Genomic DNA, 15,756 nt, shown 5'->3' with positions numbered 1-15,756 from the left:
AACGATTACGATCAACTTTAGCAATGAATCAGTGGATGACTACTACATTATCCGGCAGCCGCGCGGGGGCGTTGGGACTCTTATTTTGGCTGGGAGCGTCGTCGGTTGTTTTCGGGCAGGGGACTGCCGGGGATTACGCCCGGAGTGAAGCCCTGAAAGAAACGCTGCGAAACAAGCTGTATAACGCTCCGGCTCAGATCAACTGGATACCCAATACGCAACGGTTCTGGTACTTGACCCGCACCCGGAAAGGCAGCGAATTTGTGGTGGTGGATGCGGTCAAAAAAACGCGCCAGCCAGCGTTCGATGCACAAATGGTGGCGCAAAAGCTTTCGGAAGCGACCGGTAAAAAGATCGATCCTTATAAGCTGCCGTTTACGAGTATCACGTTTGGCAAAGACGACGAGCGCGTGGAGTTCGTAGCCGAGGGCTCGGTCTGGCAATATGGGCCGGGTACGGTAGCATTTGCTAAAAAAGGGCCGTTCAAAACCGAAACCACCGATAACCGCTACTGGGGTAATGCCTGGGATGAAACCGCCAAACGAGTGGTGCCATCGCCTGACAGCAACTGGACGGCTACAATCAAAAATTACAATGTGTACATAAAATCCCGAAAAGACGGTACGGAAACCCAGCTAAGTTTCGATGGATCGGCGGGAGATTATTACGCGAGTACCATCCGCTGGTCACCCGATTCGAAGAAGCTGGTGACCAACAGGGTGCGCCCGAATGAGAAGCATCTGATCTATTTCGTCCGGTCGTCGCCCACCGATCAGCTACAGCCCAAACTCGAAAACCGCGAGTACCTCAAGCCCGGCGATGCCCTGCCCATTCGGCAGCCGCACTTGTTTTTGCTGGATACCAAAAAACAGATTCCGATCGACAATGCCCTGTTCAATCAGCAATTCAGCCTGACCAATCTGGACTGGCGCGCCGACAGCCGTGCCTTTACGTTTGAGTATAATCAGCGCGGTCATCAGGTGTATCGGGTGCTGGAAGTTGACGCGACGACGGGCGCTGTCCGTCCGCTGGTCGAGGAGCAAAGTTCTACCTTCATCGACTACAGCGGAAAGCGCTTCCGGCACGACGTGGCGGATGGAAAGGAGATGATCTGGGCGTCGGAGCGCGACGGCTGGAACCACCTGTACCTGATCGACGGCTCCACCGGGAAAGTTAAAAAGCAGATTACCCAGGGCCAGTGGCTGGTGCGTGAGGTTGTGTTCGTTGATGACAGAAAACGCACGATTCTCTTCGCGGCCAGCGGTAGAGTAGCCGGGCAGGATCCCTACCTGATTCAATATTACCGGGTTAATTTTGATGGCACCGGCCTAACGGCGCTCACCAGCGAAAACGCCAACCACGTAGCCCGGTTCTCGCCCACCTTCAGGTATTTTACCGACACCTATTCCCGCGTCGATCTGCCGCCCGTGACGGTACTTCGTAGTGGGACCAACGGCGACGTGCTGATGGAGCTGGAACGGGCCGATATCGCCGATTGGCAACAGGCGAGCTGGAAAGCACCGGAAGTTTTTTTGGCCAAGGGGCGCGACGGGGAAACCGATATCTGGGGCATCATCATTCGCCCGACACAGTTCGACCCGGCCAAAAAATACCCGGTGATTGAGAACATCTATGCTGGACCGCAGGGGTCGTTCGTTCCCAAAAACTTCATGGCGACCAACACATCCATGCACGAACTGGCCGAACTGGGGTTCATTGTTGTGCAAATTGACGGCATGGGTACGTCGAATCGCTCGAAGGCCTTTCACGATGTTTGCTGGAAAAACCTGAAAGATGCCGGTTTTCCCGACCGAATCCTGTGGATGCAGGCAGCCGCCAAGAAATACCCGTCGCTTGATTTGGCCCATGTAGGCATTTACGGCACGTCGGCGGGTGGGCAGAGTTCGGCGGGTGCTTTGTTGTTTCAGCCTGACTTTTACAAAGTCGGTGTGTCGTCCTGTGGTTGCCACGATAACCGCATGGATAAGTTATGGTGGAACGAGCAGTGGATGGGCTACCCCATTGGGCCGCACTACGCCGAGTGCTCGAACGTAACGAATGCTCATAAACTACAGGGTAAGCTTATGCTGATGGTTGGCGAGGTAGACGATAACGTAGACCCGGCATCGACCATGCAGGTGGCCGACGCACTCGTTAAAGCCAACAAAGATTTCGACCTGGTGGTATTGCCGGGGGTGGGGCACTCGTCCGGGGGCGATTTTGGCGAACGTAAACGCCGGGATTTCTTCGTTCGGCACCTATTGGGCGTAATGCCCCCCGCCTGGCCAGCCACTAGTACAGCACCGTAACCAACGAATGAAAGACGCCAGCCGGGTCAGTTACCCGCTGTTCCGGCCAGTCACGCAGGAATAGCGGGTAACTGACCCGGCTGGCGTTTAAGTATTTAAGTAGGAAGCCGGTTGTACGGCTCACCCGTTTTTTACATTTCGTAATGATTACGGATCATCCGTTCGTAGATTGTGGTTGGCAAAATCCGCTTCAGGATCACCGAGAACTTCTCCAGTGGTTTGCCAACCCGGTACAGGCGTTTCACCTGTGGCGACTGAATGATCGTCTCCAGCAAGGGACCAAAAACCGAAGACTCGATGCCATCGCTAACGCTCTGGTCGATCAATTCGTAGGTTCGGTCGAAGGTCGCTTTGTAGATACTATCGGCGGCTATAGACGCTTTCAGACGGTTTTTGTTGATGTCGGTCCGGGTACCGCCCGGCTGCACGGAACACACCTGCACACCAAAGGGAGAGAGTTCCAGCCGAAGGGCCTCGGTGAGCCGTTCAACGGCTGCCTTGCTGGCACTGTAAGCCCCCCGGTAGGGTAGCCCAGCTTCAGCCGCGATGGAGCTGATGTTTACGATCAAGCCCGACCGCTGCTGGCGCATACTGGGTAAAGCGGCCTGTATCGTCCGGATAACACCGAGGATATTCGTGTCAAAAACCCGTTCTACATCCGTGAGAGACAGCAATTCAACGGGGGCTGCAATGCCCAGCCCGGCATTGTTGATCAACACGTCCAGCCGCCCTTCCTGCTGCATAATCTGATCGACGGCCTGCTGAACGCTTACCGGGTCAGTGACATCCATTGCCAGCATCTTAACCGATTGTTTAGACAGACCCGCCTGACGCGAAGTCCCGTATACGATGTGTCCGCGCTGGGCCAGATAGGTGGCTATTGACTCACCTAAGCCCGTTGATGCGCCAGTGATCAGAATTACTTTTGCCATAATACAATGCTTACGATCGTAGTAAAAGAGGAGGGTGTCGTTCCTGGAGAGGACCATTGCCGCCCGAGCACGCGCATGATTGGTCAACGCATGTCCACAAACCTATGGCAATTTTACGAACAAATGAATTTATCCGGCGGTCGACGAGCTAATTCAGGTTTAGTTTATAAAACCCGGCTAAACGCACGCTTATAACTAAATTCTTCCTCGAAGTAGAAGAAGTAGCCTAATGTAGGGGTGTCAGTCGGAGAGAAAATGGGTTTCCCTCCCGCGGTTCGTGTCTCTGCGAACTATTCGTGCGTCAGCTCGCGCGTTGGGTAGCGATCAATTCTTTGGCGGCTTCGGATTTACCCCGTCTCCAGAAATGGACGGAGTTTAGAGCCGGTGCCGCTACCGCCAGCTTTTTAGTTTGTGTCCATAGGCTGCGTAAAACAGCAGGTAACCATAGCAGGGGAGGAGTATCCAGTAGGCCTGCCGCAGCGAGAGGCTATCGGCAAAATACCCGTACACCAACGGCATAATGGCGTTTCCGCAGAGTCCCATAATCAGTAATGATCCACCTGCTTTGGTAAATCGGCCTAACCTTGCCAAAGCCAGCGGCCAGATGCCCGCCCACACCAGCGAATTAGGGAGTCCCAAACTTACCAGAAACCAGAACGAGATTGTCATATGGTGGCCAAAGAGCGTTACGTGCCCCGGTGCAAACAAAATTCCCAGGCTGAACAGTATCCCCAGTAACGTGCAGACGCGCAGCGCATTGACCTGCCGAATGAAGCGGGGGATCGTGATGATACCGATGATATAGCCGCAGATGGTGGCAAACAGAATATACGAAGGAAATCCTTTTGCGTCCAGCAGTGAAACCCCCATTGAAGTGGCATAGCCAATCACGGTATCGATAGCGATAACCTGGGAGCCGACGTGAAAAAAGATCGCCAGTGCCCCTAACACTAGATGCGGAAATTGTAGCACACTGCTTTTCCCCGAATTGGCTACAAAAATCTCGTCGCTTTCGTGCTCGGTGTCGATCTCGGGCAGGGAAGAAAAGCGAATAAATAAGCCCAGTCCAAACAACACGGCACTCACGCAGGCATAGGGAACCATAACCCGCCGAATTAGTTCGTTCAGGGCTACGCTTCGGTCGCTGGGAGACATAAGCGGCAGTTGCCTGAATAACTCCGCGTCCGAAGCTCGCAGAATTACGGCTGCAAACAGCAGCGGGGCAACAATACCGGCCGTTTTGTTACAGATGCCCAGGATACTGATCCGCTGGGCCGCCCATTCAATTGGCCCCAGAATAGTTACGTAGGGGTTGGCCGCCGTCTGAAGAACGGCCAGCCCCGTACCAATGGTAAACAAGCCTATCAGGAACAGCCCGTACGTTCGGGTGTACGCGGCCGGAACAAAGAGCATCGCCCCGAACGACATAACGAAAAAGCCGGCCATCATGCCCCGTTTGAATCCTACTTTCTTGAGCAGCATTGACGCGGGTACCGACATCACCAGGTACGAGATGTAGAACGCAAACGCAACCAGATACGATTGAAAATGAGTCAGTTCGCAGGCTATCTTGAAATACGGAATCAGGATTGAGTTGATCCAGGTGACGAAGCCAAACACAAAAAACATGACTCCGATAATCAGGATGGGACCGGTTGTGCTTTGCCCGGTTGCAGCCTTACTGTCTGGCGTATTGGTGGTAATCATGGTATGCTGCGATTGGATTGGATGCCTGTTTGCCCGTTCTGACTACGCTTACTGTCCGTAAGCATCCCGATCCACATACAGAGTGCAAGCGGAATGCTGACGCAGAATCGAGGCCGGACAACCCGTCGTGATTGGTCCGGTCAGCATTGCCCGAACGGCCTGGCGTTTCGTTTTGCCGGGAACCACGCAGAACAGGTGATTGCCGGAAAGAAGGGCAGGGATTGTCAGCGTCATGGCCTCTCTGGGAACGTCGTCGAACGTGGGGAAACAACCATCATTCACCTGCTGCTGCCGGCAAACATCATCCAGCTGAACCCGTTTGATGATCGCCGGATCGTTGAAATCGGCGACGGGCGGGTCGTTGAAAGCCAGGTGGCCATTCTCACCAATGCCCAGGCAAACGATGTCGATAGGGCCTTCCTTGAGTAACTGATTGTATCGTTGGCAGGCGACCTCCGCCCCCGCCGAATCATCGATCAGATTGACCGTACGGGGCGAGACTTTTGCAAATAGTCTGGTAGTCAGAAAATAAGCGAACCGCTCCTTCGCACCGGCGGGTAGCCCTACGTATTCATCCATATGAAACACGTCAATCCGGGACCAGTCGATACCGTCGGCATCCGCCAGAAAACCCAGCATTTCGTTCTGGGAAGGCGCTGCCGCAAATACGACCCGGAGCGTTTCCTTTTCGGCCAGTAACTCCTTTATTTTCGCCGTTATATCGTTTCCGGCGGCAGCGCCCATTGCCTGACGGGTCTCGAAAATGCGCACCTGTAAGGCATCGACCTGTTCACTTGTTGACTTCATTCGAGTGTAGTCTGGTTTGAATTTTCTGTTTTTCTGTCATCCCGACCGGTCCGCCGGTGCGGCAGGATGACTATTCGGTAGGAAAAGAGCCAGTTACTGAACGGCTGACAAGGCTACCGCTAGTGTACCGTGACAGCTACGGCGCGGAATTAACCGATGATTACGCGAAGGTCGTTGCCGGTTCCCGAGCGTAGACGATCCGGCCATTGACGATGGTTGTATCGATGTTGATGTCTTGGTCGAAAATCACCAGGTCGGCGTCTTTGCCGGTAACCAGAGAGCCTTTGCGAGCGTCGACGCCCATGATTCGGGCGGGCGTTGCGCTGGCCATCCGCACTGCGTCCAGGAGCGATACATCCGCCAGTTTTATCATGTTGCGAACGAGCTGGCTGGTCGTTGCCACACTGCCGGCAAACGAACTGCGGTCCAGCAGTTTGGCGACGCCATCTTCAACCAGCACCGGTAAACCATTCGTCCGTGAGCCAAGTATACTTTCTCCTTCGGGCATACCGGCTGCCCGCATGGCGTCGGTAATCAGCGCGATCCGGTCAGCCCCTTTAATTTTATAGACCAGCTTGAGCAAGGGCGGGGGCAGGTGAATGCCGTCCGCAATCAGTTCGACATCCATGTCCAGTAACAACGCACTCTCGATGGCACCAGCGTACCGAAACGCATTACGGCGAGTCACGCCCGACATGGCCGAATACAGGTGAGTGGCCAGCGTATAGCCATTCTCGTACGCTTCCAGCACATCGGCATAAACCGCATCGGTGTGGGCTATAGCCGCCAGGATTCCCCGTTGGCGCAGCCGCCGACCAAATTCGATCGCGCCTGTTAATTCCGGCGCGGCACTCCAGCGGACAATGGACGATGAATACGCCAGGATTTCTTCGTACTCGGCCGGATCCGGATCGCGGATGTAGCGAGGGTCCTGCGCACCCCGCTGACTCAGGGCAAAATAAGGCCCTTCCAGATGAATGCCCAGGAAGGCCGCGCCCCGGTGGTTGCGGTCCTTCGCTTTCTCGTAGGCGTCCAGTGTACGCAGAAGATCGTCTTTTTCGGCCGTTAATGTAGTCGGTACCAGTGCGGTCGTGCCGTATCGGGCGTGTAGTTCAGCGATGGTTAAAAACGCTTCTTCCGTGCCGTCCATAAAATCATGACCACCACCGCCGTGTACATGGATGTCGATAAAGCCAGGGGCCACAAACTTGCCCTGCGCGTTGAGTTCGATAGCCCCCGGAACCTCGACATCCCGTTCATGAACGCCCTCGATAATACCATCCCGAATAATGAGGGTGCCCCCCCGAATGTAGCGAAAGGGTGTAATGAGTATGCCGTTGGTTAATTTTAGAAGTCCCATTGCCGTAGCTGATACGCTGGTGACGCGTGAGTCAAATCAGACCGTTGGTTCCCAGCCGGGTTGATAGGTCCGACGCCAGAGTTTTTCCGCTTCCCGGTTGTTTTTGATGTGCCCGTTGGCTGGGTCTATGGCAAGCGCGCCCCCCGTTCGCTGGGCAATATTGCCCAACTGGCAAAGTAGCGTACTCTGATGGCCACCAACGATGTCGGAAGCCAGGGCAGTCCCTTTTTTGATGCTGTCGAAGAAGTTCTGGATGTGGATGGCATCCAGCGCCTGCGACGGATCCATCCGGTTGCGGGGATCAATCGGAAGGTCGTTCTTTACCTCGCTGACGAGCTTATTCTCCAGATCGTAGATTTTATACGCGTTGCCTGATTCGATCAGCAGTGAACCCGTTTCGCCGTAAAACATGACCCCGGCGCTATTCCCTTCAATGGTGCGTCCGTTACAGCTTCGGCCTTCCCAGGTCATGGCTGTATTGTTCGAAAATTCCAGGTTGATGACCTGGGTATCGGGCGTTTCCCAATCGTCTTTGTACCGGTATCGACCGCCAGACGATGTTACTTTGGTTGGAAACTCAACGCCCAGACCCCAGCGCATGAGGTCAAGCATATGGGTGCCGTTGTTGCACGATTCGGCCGTACCCCAATGCCAGAACCAGTGCCAGTTGTAATGAATGAGGTTGTCTTTGAAGGCTTTACGAGGAGCGGGCCCCTGCCACAAGTCATAGTTCAGCCAGCTGGGTACGGCCGTTTCTTTACCGATGCCGATGGATGGCCGGTTGTTGGTGTACCAGCCTTTCGCGAAGTAAGGCCGACCGATAACGCCGGTTTTTACCTCCTGGATGGCCCGCGCTACGTTGGGCCACGATCGGCGCTGGTTGCCCATCTGAATAACGTTTTTGTATTTCCTGACGGCCGCTACCAGCAGTTCCCCTTCGTGGGGATTATGGCTGCAGGGCTTTTCGAGGTAAACGTGCTTCCCGGCTTTGGAGGCTAGTAATGCAGCGGGCGCGTGCCAGTGGTCGGGTGCCGCAATAACCAGGGCATCCAGGTTTTTATCCTCCAGTGCTTTTCGGAAATCGGGCTGGTTTCTGGGCTTCGTCGTTTGGTTGCCTTCAACCGTCGACAGGCATTTCCGGGCGGCTCTCTCGTCTACATCCGAGATGGAAACCACGTCGCAATTTGGCTGGAGAGAGAAGTTACCTGCCAACGCCAGCCCACGACTGTTGACCCCCATAATGCCCACGCGTACTTTTTCGTTGGCACCCGGAATGCGTGCGTAACTCGCGGCACTGAACCCCGGTAGAACCCCGCCCACCGACAAGACAGCGGTGCCCGCCAGGGTTTTTCGGATAAAATCTCTTCTTGACGTGTCGGAAGAGACAGGGGTTGGTTTGCTCACCTTGATCGAACGGGTTAAAGGTCTTTCTATTTAGCGATTCCTGTCTTTCGGGCTTTTGCCATCACATGGTCCAGCTGTACGGTGGCCCCGTTCTGGCGTTTGCTTTCGTCGGCGGCTTCCATAAAGGCAAAAATCTCAATGGTCTCCTCCGGGGTTACCGGCGACACGCCCGTCTCAAAATAGTGTATAATCTCCTTCAGTAATGGCTCGTAGCCACCATAGGGGCCCAGCTTCAGGTTACCAGCCTGCGTGTAAACCGTCCCGCCATAGTCGTGTTTGCCCGTTCGCGTGCCCCGAAACGTACCAATTCGGCCATCGGCCCAGGTGCCGACAACAACATCGGTGCCGTCCGTGTGAACGCGCACGACCTGTCTGCAACCGGTTCCCATGGTGGTGTAAAGTGTTTCTACTCCGTGAATCCCGTACCAGAACAAGTCGGGATGCGTTTTTTCGAGAACCGCGGGGCTAAACGTATCGGCCCCCAGAACCTGGCGTTTGTCAAGTCCTTCCAGACCCTTGATATAGCGCAGCGAGGATGCAGAAAAAACGGGGATATTGACTTTCTGGGAAAGTTCGAAAATAGCGATTACATCGGGGAGGGAAGCGGCAATGGGCTTATCGATAAAGACGCGTTTGCCCGCTTTAAGTACCTGGGTAACCTGTTCGAGATGAAGCCGCCCGTCGTTCGTTTCCAGTAAAACGACATCTACTTTTTTGAGTAACTCCTCGATGGAGTCCACCACCTCTACCGTCAGTTTTTTGACTTCGGTGGTGTAGTCAGGAATTCGTTTGGCGCTGCTTTCGATGGTTTTGCTACCGTAGGGGTAAGCCGCCACAACCCTATAACCGGCATAATCGGTGCTGGCCCCCGGCGCGTTGAGCGCTTTGACAAACGCTACACTGTGGGAGGTATCCAACCCGATCATACCGATTCGTTTGCCGGATTCTACGGGAGGACTCAATGGCCAGGGGAGGGGTGTAACGCCCAACGCAAGGCCACCCAATGCCGCTTTTTGTAAAAAAGACCGACGATTGTGAGTCATCCTGATCGTGGAGAAAAGAAGGGTTTAGGAATAGTCATCGTACGCTTTCGGGTACGTACCCGTAAATATACACACAATCTCACATTAGCAAGAAATCCAGCCTGAAACCTGATTAAAATTTTGCTGACGAAACGCCGGTATACAAACTATATGGCTCCTGACAGAATAACCTAGTGAAACTAATTGCGATAAAACGCCTGATTCTCCCGGGTAACAATGTCGATGGGCATGTAGTACTCTTTGGCGACCGGGGCCGAGAGTACCAGGTGCTGATAGAGCGCCATAATGCTTCGATAGCCCTGGTCTTTGGGTTGGTGGCAGATAAGAAAGTCGATGGTTCCGGAAGCTAGAAACCGGATATTTTCGCTGACAAAATCGTAACCGATCAGGATGGGCCTGGGGGCAGGTGGCCGACCATCCAGAAAGCGGGCTACGGAGAAAACCCTGGAATTGCTGACAAAAACCGCATCGATGTTGGGGTTTGTATCGAATAATTGCTGAAGGTGGCTGGCGATGGAGTCAAAGTCCGTTTGCTGGATGTCGGCCCGCAAAATAGGGTATGTGGGGGCATGTTCCGCAAAATAGGCCCTGAATCCCGCTTCAATTTGCCGGTAGGTAAAGCTGTCCAGCGAGGTGGCGATGTTGACAACCAGCAACTGGCTGGTTTCCCGAAGCCCGTACGTACTCAGCTTGCCCGCCAGGTAACCGCTCTGGAACAAAGGCGGACCGATGTAGGAGAGCTTTTTCTGGCCCGGAATGTCGGCGTCGATAAAAACAAACGGAATACCCGCCTGCTCACAGGCTGCGGTAAATACCTGGGCAGCATCGACAAACGAGGGAGCCAGCACAATACCGTCGACGGACGAATCCAGGATTTGGTTCGCCTGCGTTTTGAAGGAATCGGGATCGTTCAGGTTGAAAAAAAACAGGGTTACGGTAATGCCGTATTGTCTGATTTCGGCTTCGGCCTGCTGGATGCCCCGCCGGGGAGCTTCCCAGAAATCCGTTTCCTCCGTAACCGCCGGAATCAAAACGGCAATGGAAATGGTTTTCCCGGAAGCCAACCGGCGGGCCAGCAAATTGGGCTGGTAGTTAAGCTCCGCAATGATGTTGTTTATTTTCTCCCGAGTCTTCGCCGAAACGCCCGTCCGGTTGTGAATGACCCGGTCGACGGTGGCAATGGCTACGTTGGCACGCCGGGCAATTTCTTTAACACCCTGTAATTCCTTTTTTTTCATGGGTTAAGTAAACGGTCATGTTGTTAGCCAAATCAAGCTTACCTGGTGGAAACTTCCTGAACCCGCCCCGACGCAAACGACACGTTACTCGTTAACTGGCCTCCTGATCCGGAAAGTCAGCGCTCAGCGTCAACTCTTTCCAGCTGCTGAAATTCTCCTTCAGCGAATCCGCTTTTTCCATTGCCAGTTTATAGGCCATCTCGCCGAGCAGAAGTCGCAGCGGAGGGGAAGCACTTTCAACGGCTTTAATAATGGCTTCGCACCCTCTGACGGGGTCGCCTTTCTGATGACCACTGCCCTGAAGGCTGGCCGCCATGCGGGCCCCCACGCTTTCTTTGTAATCCTCAAGCTGCACTTCCGTGCGGGCGGTAGAACGGCCTGCCCAGTCGGTCCGGAAAGGCCCCGGCTCAACCAGTAACACGGTAATTCCCAGCGGTCCCACTTCTTTCGACAGTGATTCGGATAAGCCTTCTACCGCAAATTTGGTGGCGTGGTAGTAGCCCGTAGCCGTAAAACCAACCAAACCCCCAATCGACGAGAAATTGATGATATGGCCGCTTCGCTGCTCACGCATGCCGGGCAATACCGCTTGAGTCATGTTGACCAGGCCGAAAAAATTGGTGTCGAACTGGGCTCTGATTTTTTCGTCTTCTCCTTCTTCAATGCTGGTGAAATAGCCGTACCCGGCATTGTTAACCAGCACATCAATGCTGCCAAATGTTTCATTGGCTTTGGCAATGGCCGCGGCTACCTGATCTTTTTTTGTTACATCGAGGGGCAGCACAAGGGCTGTGTCTGAATAGCCTTTGGCCAGATCGGTCACCTGATCAACTTTCCGGGCGGTAATGACGGCCTTCCAGCCTCTGGCCAGGATTAATCTGGCTAATTCCCGGCCGAAGCCAGTGGAGCAGCCAGTGATAAACCAAACGGGAACGGTTTTATGTTTCATACGAATTTGTTTACTTTCTCGGGGCTATCTTATTCCTGCGCAGCTTGTACGTTCATGCAGAGAGGCCTAAGCCGATGGAAACTTGTTGGATGGCGGGCTAGTCACGAAGCGGGCCGACCAATAGGATAACGCGCAAGAGGAAATTAGGTTATACAAGCCGTTGACTTGCCTTGATGGATCCCAACCAGCCCCGAAGAATCGATTGCGGATCCTTACAAGAAGCAAATGCGGCCGGGAGCGGTAAACAAAGTCTAAAATTAGACGATGTTTTGGCTTTACTCAGTTATCGACAAGCCTCAACAATGGTTGCATCACCTTGTTGGTTCTGAGACGAAAGGCACATGCCTATTGAATAGGTTAGCCGTGGATCTGGACAACGGAATGTAGCTGGAAACGGCTGAATGGGCAAATTCAGGATGTTCTGTCACAAAGGGGAGTTACCTTTACGGAAAATTATACCCACAACTTTCCTGCCGTGAAAATTAAACAATGCCTGATTATTGACGATCAGCCGGACGATGTCAACACCTTACAGACTTACCTCGATAAGATCACCTTTTTTGCCGTGTCGGGGGTAACCGCTACCCTTGAGGAAGCGATCCGCGTCCTGGCGCAACACCCGGTTGATCTGATTTTTCTGGACGTTCAGCTTGGTGACCAAACGGGCATGAACCTGCTACGCTCGGGCGTAAATCTGCCGCCCGTCATTATCACCAGTGCCTATGCGGAGTATGCCGTCGATAGTTACGAGATTGGCCGGGCCGCAGACTACCTGCTGAAACCCTTTACGTTCGAGCGCCTACAGCTGTCGTTGACCAGAGCCTTACAATTTCAGGTTCGGGAAAACAGCATTACAGATGTTGATGGCATCTTTTTGAAGATGGGCCGGCGCATTCAGCGGTTTGACTACGACTCGATTGTTTACATAGAATCGTATGGCGCCTACGCGAAAGTATACACGCTGGAACAGACGTACGTTGTTAATGAGCGAACGGCAGCGTTAGCGAATCTTCTCCCCAGTCGGCAATTCATCCGGGTTCATAAGTCCTATATCATCAACATCAGCAAGATTACCAGCTACGACAGTCGGTCGTTATGGATCGGGGACGTTAAAATACCAATCGGGCTTTCCTTCAAGCCAAAGCTCGAAGGAATATTGTCGCTGTTCGAAGAGTAGCCGTCCGTACTGGGGTCATAAACTAGATGTTGACCGCAGATGCCAGTATAAACAAGGTTGTGCACGATGTATCCTAATTGGAGATTATATTACATTATCTTTGTTGTTTATAACGGCACAATCCATGCGTTCAACAAGGTGTGCTCGCTTTTTTTTAGCGATGCTTACTGGATTTACTTTACTGCACATTTCCAGTACCGCAGCTCAATTGGTTGACAGGAGACCCGTAAATGACGTCCGTAAACAGGCTGGCACCGACTCGCTGCACGTGCAGCAACTAATGCGCCGAAGTGATTTTTTCTACGACACCAATCTCGATTCGAGTCTTTATTATGCGGAACGAAGCGTCGATCTGGCGAAAGCTCATCTTTCCAGCCAGCTATTGGCAAAGACGTACGCCAAACTGGGTCACGTTCTGTTTAATCGATCGGAGTTCAGCAAGAGCCTGACGGCTTTCCAGCGTGTGGAGCAACTGAGCCGGTCCCGGTTGCCAGACAGCACGCTGCTGAAAGCCAGAATTTTCACCGCTATGCTATACCGAACCGGAGGTAATTACTCGGAAGGGCTCCGGTTGGCGTTGGCGGCCCTGAAAATGTACGAAAAACGACCTGCGCATTACGGTCGTGAGGTAGCCTATCTGTTTACGGAACTGGGGGTTATTTATGATGATCTCCGTAATACCCGTATGGCCCTGGCCTATCACCAGCGACGGCTACGCTTCTCGGAACAGGGCGACCATAAACGGGAACAGTGCATCGCCCTGTCCAATCTGGGGTACTTCTATTTACGTAACGGCCAGTACAAACAGGCACATGATTATACGCATCGGGCACTTGAGGGAGCCTACAAACTAAACAGCCAGCTCGCCATTGCCGATGCATTAGGCAGTCTGGGTACAATTGCCTTCCGTCAACACCTTTATCGGCAGGCCGCTCTGTACCATCAGGATAACGTGAGGATGACGGCCAGCATAGGGGCGAATGAACCTTTGGGAGTTGGCCTTACCCAACTGGCGCAGGATTACGAAGCAATGGGCAACTACGCGAAGGCAGAGCAGCAGATTCGGCGGTCGGTACATATATTAAAGAATATACAGTCTGTCTATCATCTACGAGCGGCCCTGCTGGTGCAAAGCCGGGTACTGGAGCGGCTAGATCGTTTGCGGGAGTCGTTGACGGTAGCCAGACAAGCCTATGTACTGTCCGACAGTATGATAGGCATTGATAAACAAAAAACCATCGCTCAACTCCAGGCCAGGTACGACCTGAGCCAAAAGCAGCAACAGCTGGCCACGCTAAACAAAAACTTCCTTATTCAGCAACAGGCAACCCGGGCTGTCAATCTGGAACTCAGTTTGACGCGCCAGCAACGGTTACTGTACCTGATCAGTGCGCTCCTGCTTAGTCTGCTGCTGAGCATGGGTTACATCAGTTACCGTAAACAAGAGCGAACCGGGATTCTGCTGGTTCAGCAAAAAGACGAATTAGCGCAACGAGCCGGCCAATTGACCGAGTTAAATAAAACGAAAGATAAGCTATTCTCGCTCATCAGCCACGACTTACGGGCACCCGTAAGTCGACTGAAATACAGCCTTCTTGATCTACAGAATGCCAACCAATCGACGCCCGATTTGCAGCTGTCTCTGGCTCAGCTAGACAGCCAGGTCGATCATATTCTGGCCCTGCTGACAAATCTGCTGGATTGGTCTTTCTTGCAGATGAGAGGATTTCAAGCCAACATGCAGCCAGTCGATCTCTTCGATGTCATCGACGATACAATCGGTCAGATGGAGATGCATCTTCAACAGAAAAAGATTCGTCTGATCAATCACGTAACGCGCCAGACGCTGGTTCAGGCTGACAAACATTACCTGGCCTGTATCGTCCGAAACACGCTGAGCAATGCCATCAAATTTACCCCCGACGAAGGCTACATTCGACTGCATGTCGTTAGGGAGGAAGGAAAGACCCAGCTTATCATTCAGGACACGGGCATTGGTATGTCGGCCAACCAACTTGACCGACTGATGACGGACCCACAGATACGGACGGGTACACGCGGGGAGCCGAGTACCGGACTGGGAATGCGATTGTGCACGGAATTGATAACGCACCTGTCGGGAACGCTGCACATTACCAGTCAGCCTAACGAGGGCGCTACCGTGCAGGTAAATTTACAAACCGTTAATAGTCCTCAACCTGTTTGCTGGCCGGTCTGATGGGGTCGAGCGAGCGCCCGCCCGTGTACCGAGCTTTGGGTACTTGCCTGTTTTTCAGTAGCGTATGGACGAAACTTCGTCGCCGACGGGCTACTGGTAACCATCCCCCCGGCGCGCACCGGATCATTGCCTGCTCAAGGCTGAAATCCAGCCCATTAATGAACACCGGGTTAACGGCCAAGCGCCGATGTATACGAATTAAACTGTCTTTGGGCAGGCGGGCACTCATGTGCTTTAGCGAGTAAGGCACCAGTATACGCTGACCGTCGGCCCAGTATAGCCAGGTGTAATTTAGTTCAGACTCCATGTATACCAGCTCACGAATCAGTCGCTGCTCGCGTCCCGTACCCGTCGAATATACGCTAAGGTGTGGCTCGCCTTTTGGTTCAATACACATAAATTAATCCAATGCAATGCTATTACCATTCATTGACTGGCACAGTCGTCTTACCACTCAGCGAGTCAATTCATAAATGTATAACGTGACTCGGATTTGCCCTCGCGAATGGTATATACGTACCAGTTGATTACACAAACATTGTCTTTGTTCACATGAATAATTGGGTACCCATGGAAGCTGGCCGACGTGATACAGACCGTTGGGAGTGCAGG

12 protein-coding genes are annotated in these 15,756 nt (G+C 53.2%); 3 read left to right on the top strand and 9 right to left on the bottom strand.

Annotated features, from left to right (window positions below; translation table 11 throughout):
• Positions 1–23: 23 nt before the first annotated feature.
• The gene (locus ACYU87_RS09230; protein WP_461133775.1) at positions 24–2,309 is read left to right on the top strand and encodes a S9 family peptidase; all 2,286 of its coding nucleotides are present in this window, start codon (positions 24–26) and stop codon (positions 2,307–2,309) included.
• 131 nt (positions 2,310–2,440) lie between these two features.
• Here ACYU87_RS09230 and ACYU87_RS09225 read toward each other — a convergent pair whose 3' ends face one another.
• From ACYU87_RS09225 to ACYU87_RS09190, 8 genes are all read right to left on the bottom strand, one after another.
• Entirely contained in the window at positions 2,441–3,241 is an 801-nt protein-coding gene (locus ACYU87_RS09225) for an SDR family oxidoreductase (protein ID WP_461133774.1), read from the bottom strand.
• Positions 3,242–3,631: 390 nt separating this feature from the next.
• Complete coding sequence (locus ACYU87_RS09220; RefSeq protein WP_461133773.1) at positions 3,632–4,948, bottom strand: sugar MFS transporter; 1,317 nt, start codon at positions 4,946–4,948, stop codon at positions 3,632–3,634.
• A 48-nt stretch (positions 4,949–4,996) separates the two neighbouring features.
• Complete coding sequence (locus ACYU87_RS09215) at positions 4,997–5,755, bottom strand: glucosamine-6-phosphate deaminase (protein WP_461133772.1); 759 nt, start codon at positions 5,753–5,755, stop codon at positions 4,997–4,999.
• Positions 5,756–5,915: 160 nt separating this feature from the next.
• Complete coding sequence (gene nagA, locus ACYU87_RS09210; RefSeq protein WP_461133771.1) at positions 5,916–7,115, bottom strand: N-acetylglucosamine-6-phosphate deacetylase; 1,200 nt, start codon at positions 7,113–7,115, stop codon at positions 5,916–5,918.
• A 36-nt stretch (positions 7,116–7,151) separates the two neighbouring features.
• The gene (locus tag ACYU87_RS09205) at positions 7,152–8,519 is read right to left on the bottom strand and encodes a Gfo/Idh/MocA family protein (RefSeq protein ID WP_461133770.1); all 1,368 of its coding nucleotides are present in this window, start codon (positions 8,517–8,519) and stop codon (positions 7,152–7,154) included.
• A 26-nt stretch (positions 8,520–8,545) separates the two neighbouring features.
• The gene (locus ACYU87_RS09200; RefSeq protein ID WP_461133769.1) at positions 8,546–9,562 is read right to left on the bottom strand and encodes a Gfo/Idh/MocA family protein; all 1,017 of its coding nucleotides are present in this window, start codon (positions 9,560–9,562) and stop codon (positions 8,546–8,548) included.
• A 179-nt stretch (positions 9,563–9,741) separates the two neighbouring features.
• Complete coding sequence (locus tag ACYU87_RS09195) at positions 9,742–10,800, bottom strand: LacI family DNA-binding transcriptional regulator (protein ID WP_461133768.1); 1,059 nt, start codon at positions 10,798–10,800, stop codon at positions 9,742–9,744.
• Positions 10,801–10,891: 91 nt separating this feature from the next.
• The gene (locus ACYU87_RS09190; protein WP_461133767.1) at positions 10,892–11,749 is read right to left on the bottom strand and encodes an oxidoreductase; all 858 of its coding nucleotides are present in this window, start codon (positions 11,747–11,749) and stop codon (positions 10,892–10,894) included.
• A 475-nt stretch (positions 11,750–12,224) separates the two neighbouring features.
• On the opposite strand from ACYU87_RS09190, the gene ACYU87_RS09185 reads away from it, so the two are divergent.
• Entirely contained in the window at positions 12,225–12,926 is a 702-nt protein-coding gene (locus ACYU87_RS09185) for a LytR/AlgR family response regulator transcription factor (RefSeq protein ID WP_461133766.1), read from the top strand.
• Positions 12,927–13,086: 160 nt separating this feature from the next.
• Complete coding sequence (locus ACYU87_RS09180; protein WP_461133765.1) at positions 13,087–15,144, top strand: tetratricopeptide repeat-containing sensor histidine kinase; 2,058 nt, start codon at positions 13,087–13,089, stop codon at positions 15,142–15,144.
• Here the strand turns inward: ACYU87_RS09180 and ACYU87_RS09175 are convergent.
• Positions 15,110–15,541, bottom strand: a complete 432-nt coding sequence (locus tag ACYU87_RS09175; protein ID WP_461133764.1) for a LytTR family transcriptional regulator DNA-binding domain-containing protein — start codon at positions 15,539–15,541, stop codon at positions 15,110–15,112. The two genes, ACYU87_RS09180 and ACYU87_RS09175, sit on opposite strands and share 35 nt — an antisense overlap.
• Positions 15,542–15,756: the final 215 nt, after the last annotated feature.

The organism is Spirosoma lituiforme (genome assembly GCF_054776635.1).
Note: the sequence above shows the minus strand (reverse complement) of the source record. Positions and strands in the feature narration are given on the sequence as shown.

Coding starts and splice junctions, on each gene's coding strand:
- ACYU87_RS09230 (WP_461133775.1), top strand. CDS start 24: ATGAATCAGTGGATGACTACTACATTATCCGGCAGCCGCGCGGGGGCG.
- ACYU87_RS09225 (WP_461133774.1), bottom strand. CDS start 3,241: ATGGCAAAAGTAATTCTGATCACTGGCGCATCAACGGGCTTAGGTGAG.
- ACYU87_RS09220 (WP_461133773.1), bottom strand. CDS start 4,948: ATGATTACCACCAATACGCCAGACAGTAAGGCTGCAACCGGGCAAAGC.
- ACYU87_RS09215 (WP_461133772.1), bottom strand. CDS start 5,755: ATGAAGTCAACAAGTGAACAGGTCGATGCCTTACAGGTGCGCATTTTC.
- nagA (WP_461133771.1), bottom strand. CDS start 7,115: ATGGGACTTCTAAAATTAACCAACGGCATACTCATTACACCCTTTCGC.
- ACYU87_RS09200 (WP_461133769.1), bottom strand. CDS start 9,562: ATGACTCACAATCGTCGGTCTTTTTTACAAAAAGCGGCATTGGGTGGC.
- ACYU87_RS09195 (WP_461133768.1), bottom strand. CDS start 10,800: ATGAAAAAAAAGGAATTACAGGGTGTTAAAGAAATTGCCCGGCGTGCC.
- ACYU87_RS09190 (WP_461133767.1), bottom strand. CDS start 11,749: ATGAAACATAAAACCGTTCCCGTTTGGTTTATCACTGGCTGCTCCACT.
- ACYU87_RS09180 (WP_461133765.1), top strand. CDS start 13,087: ATGCTTACTGGATTTACTTTACTGCACATTTCCAGTACCGCAGCTCAA.
- ACYU87_RS09175 (WP_461133764.1), bottom strand. CDS start 15,541: ATGTGTATTGAACCAAAAGGCGAGCCACACCTTAGCGTATATTCGACG.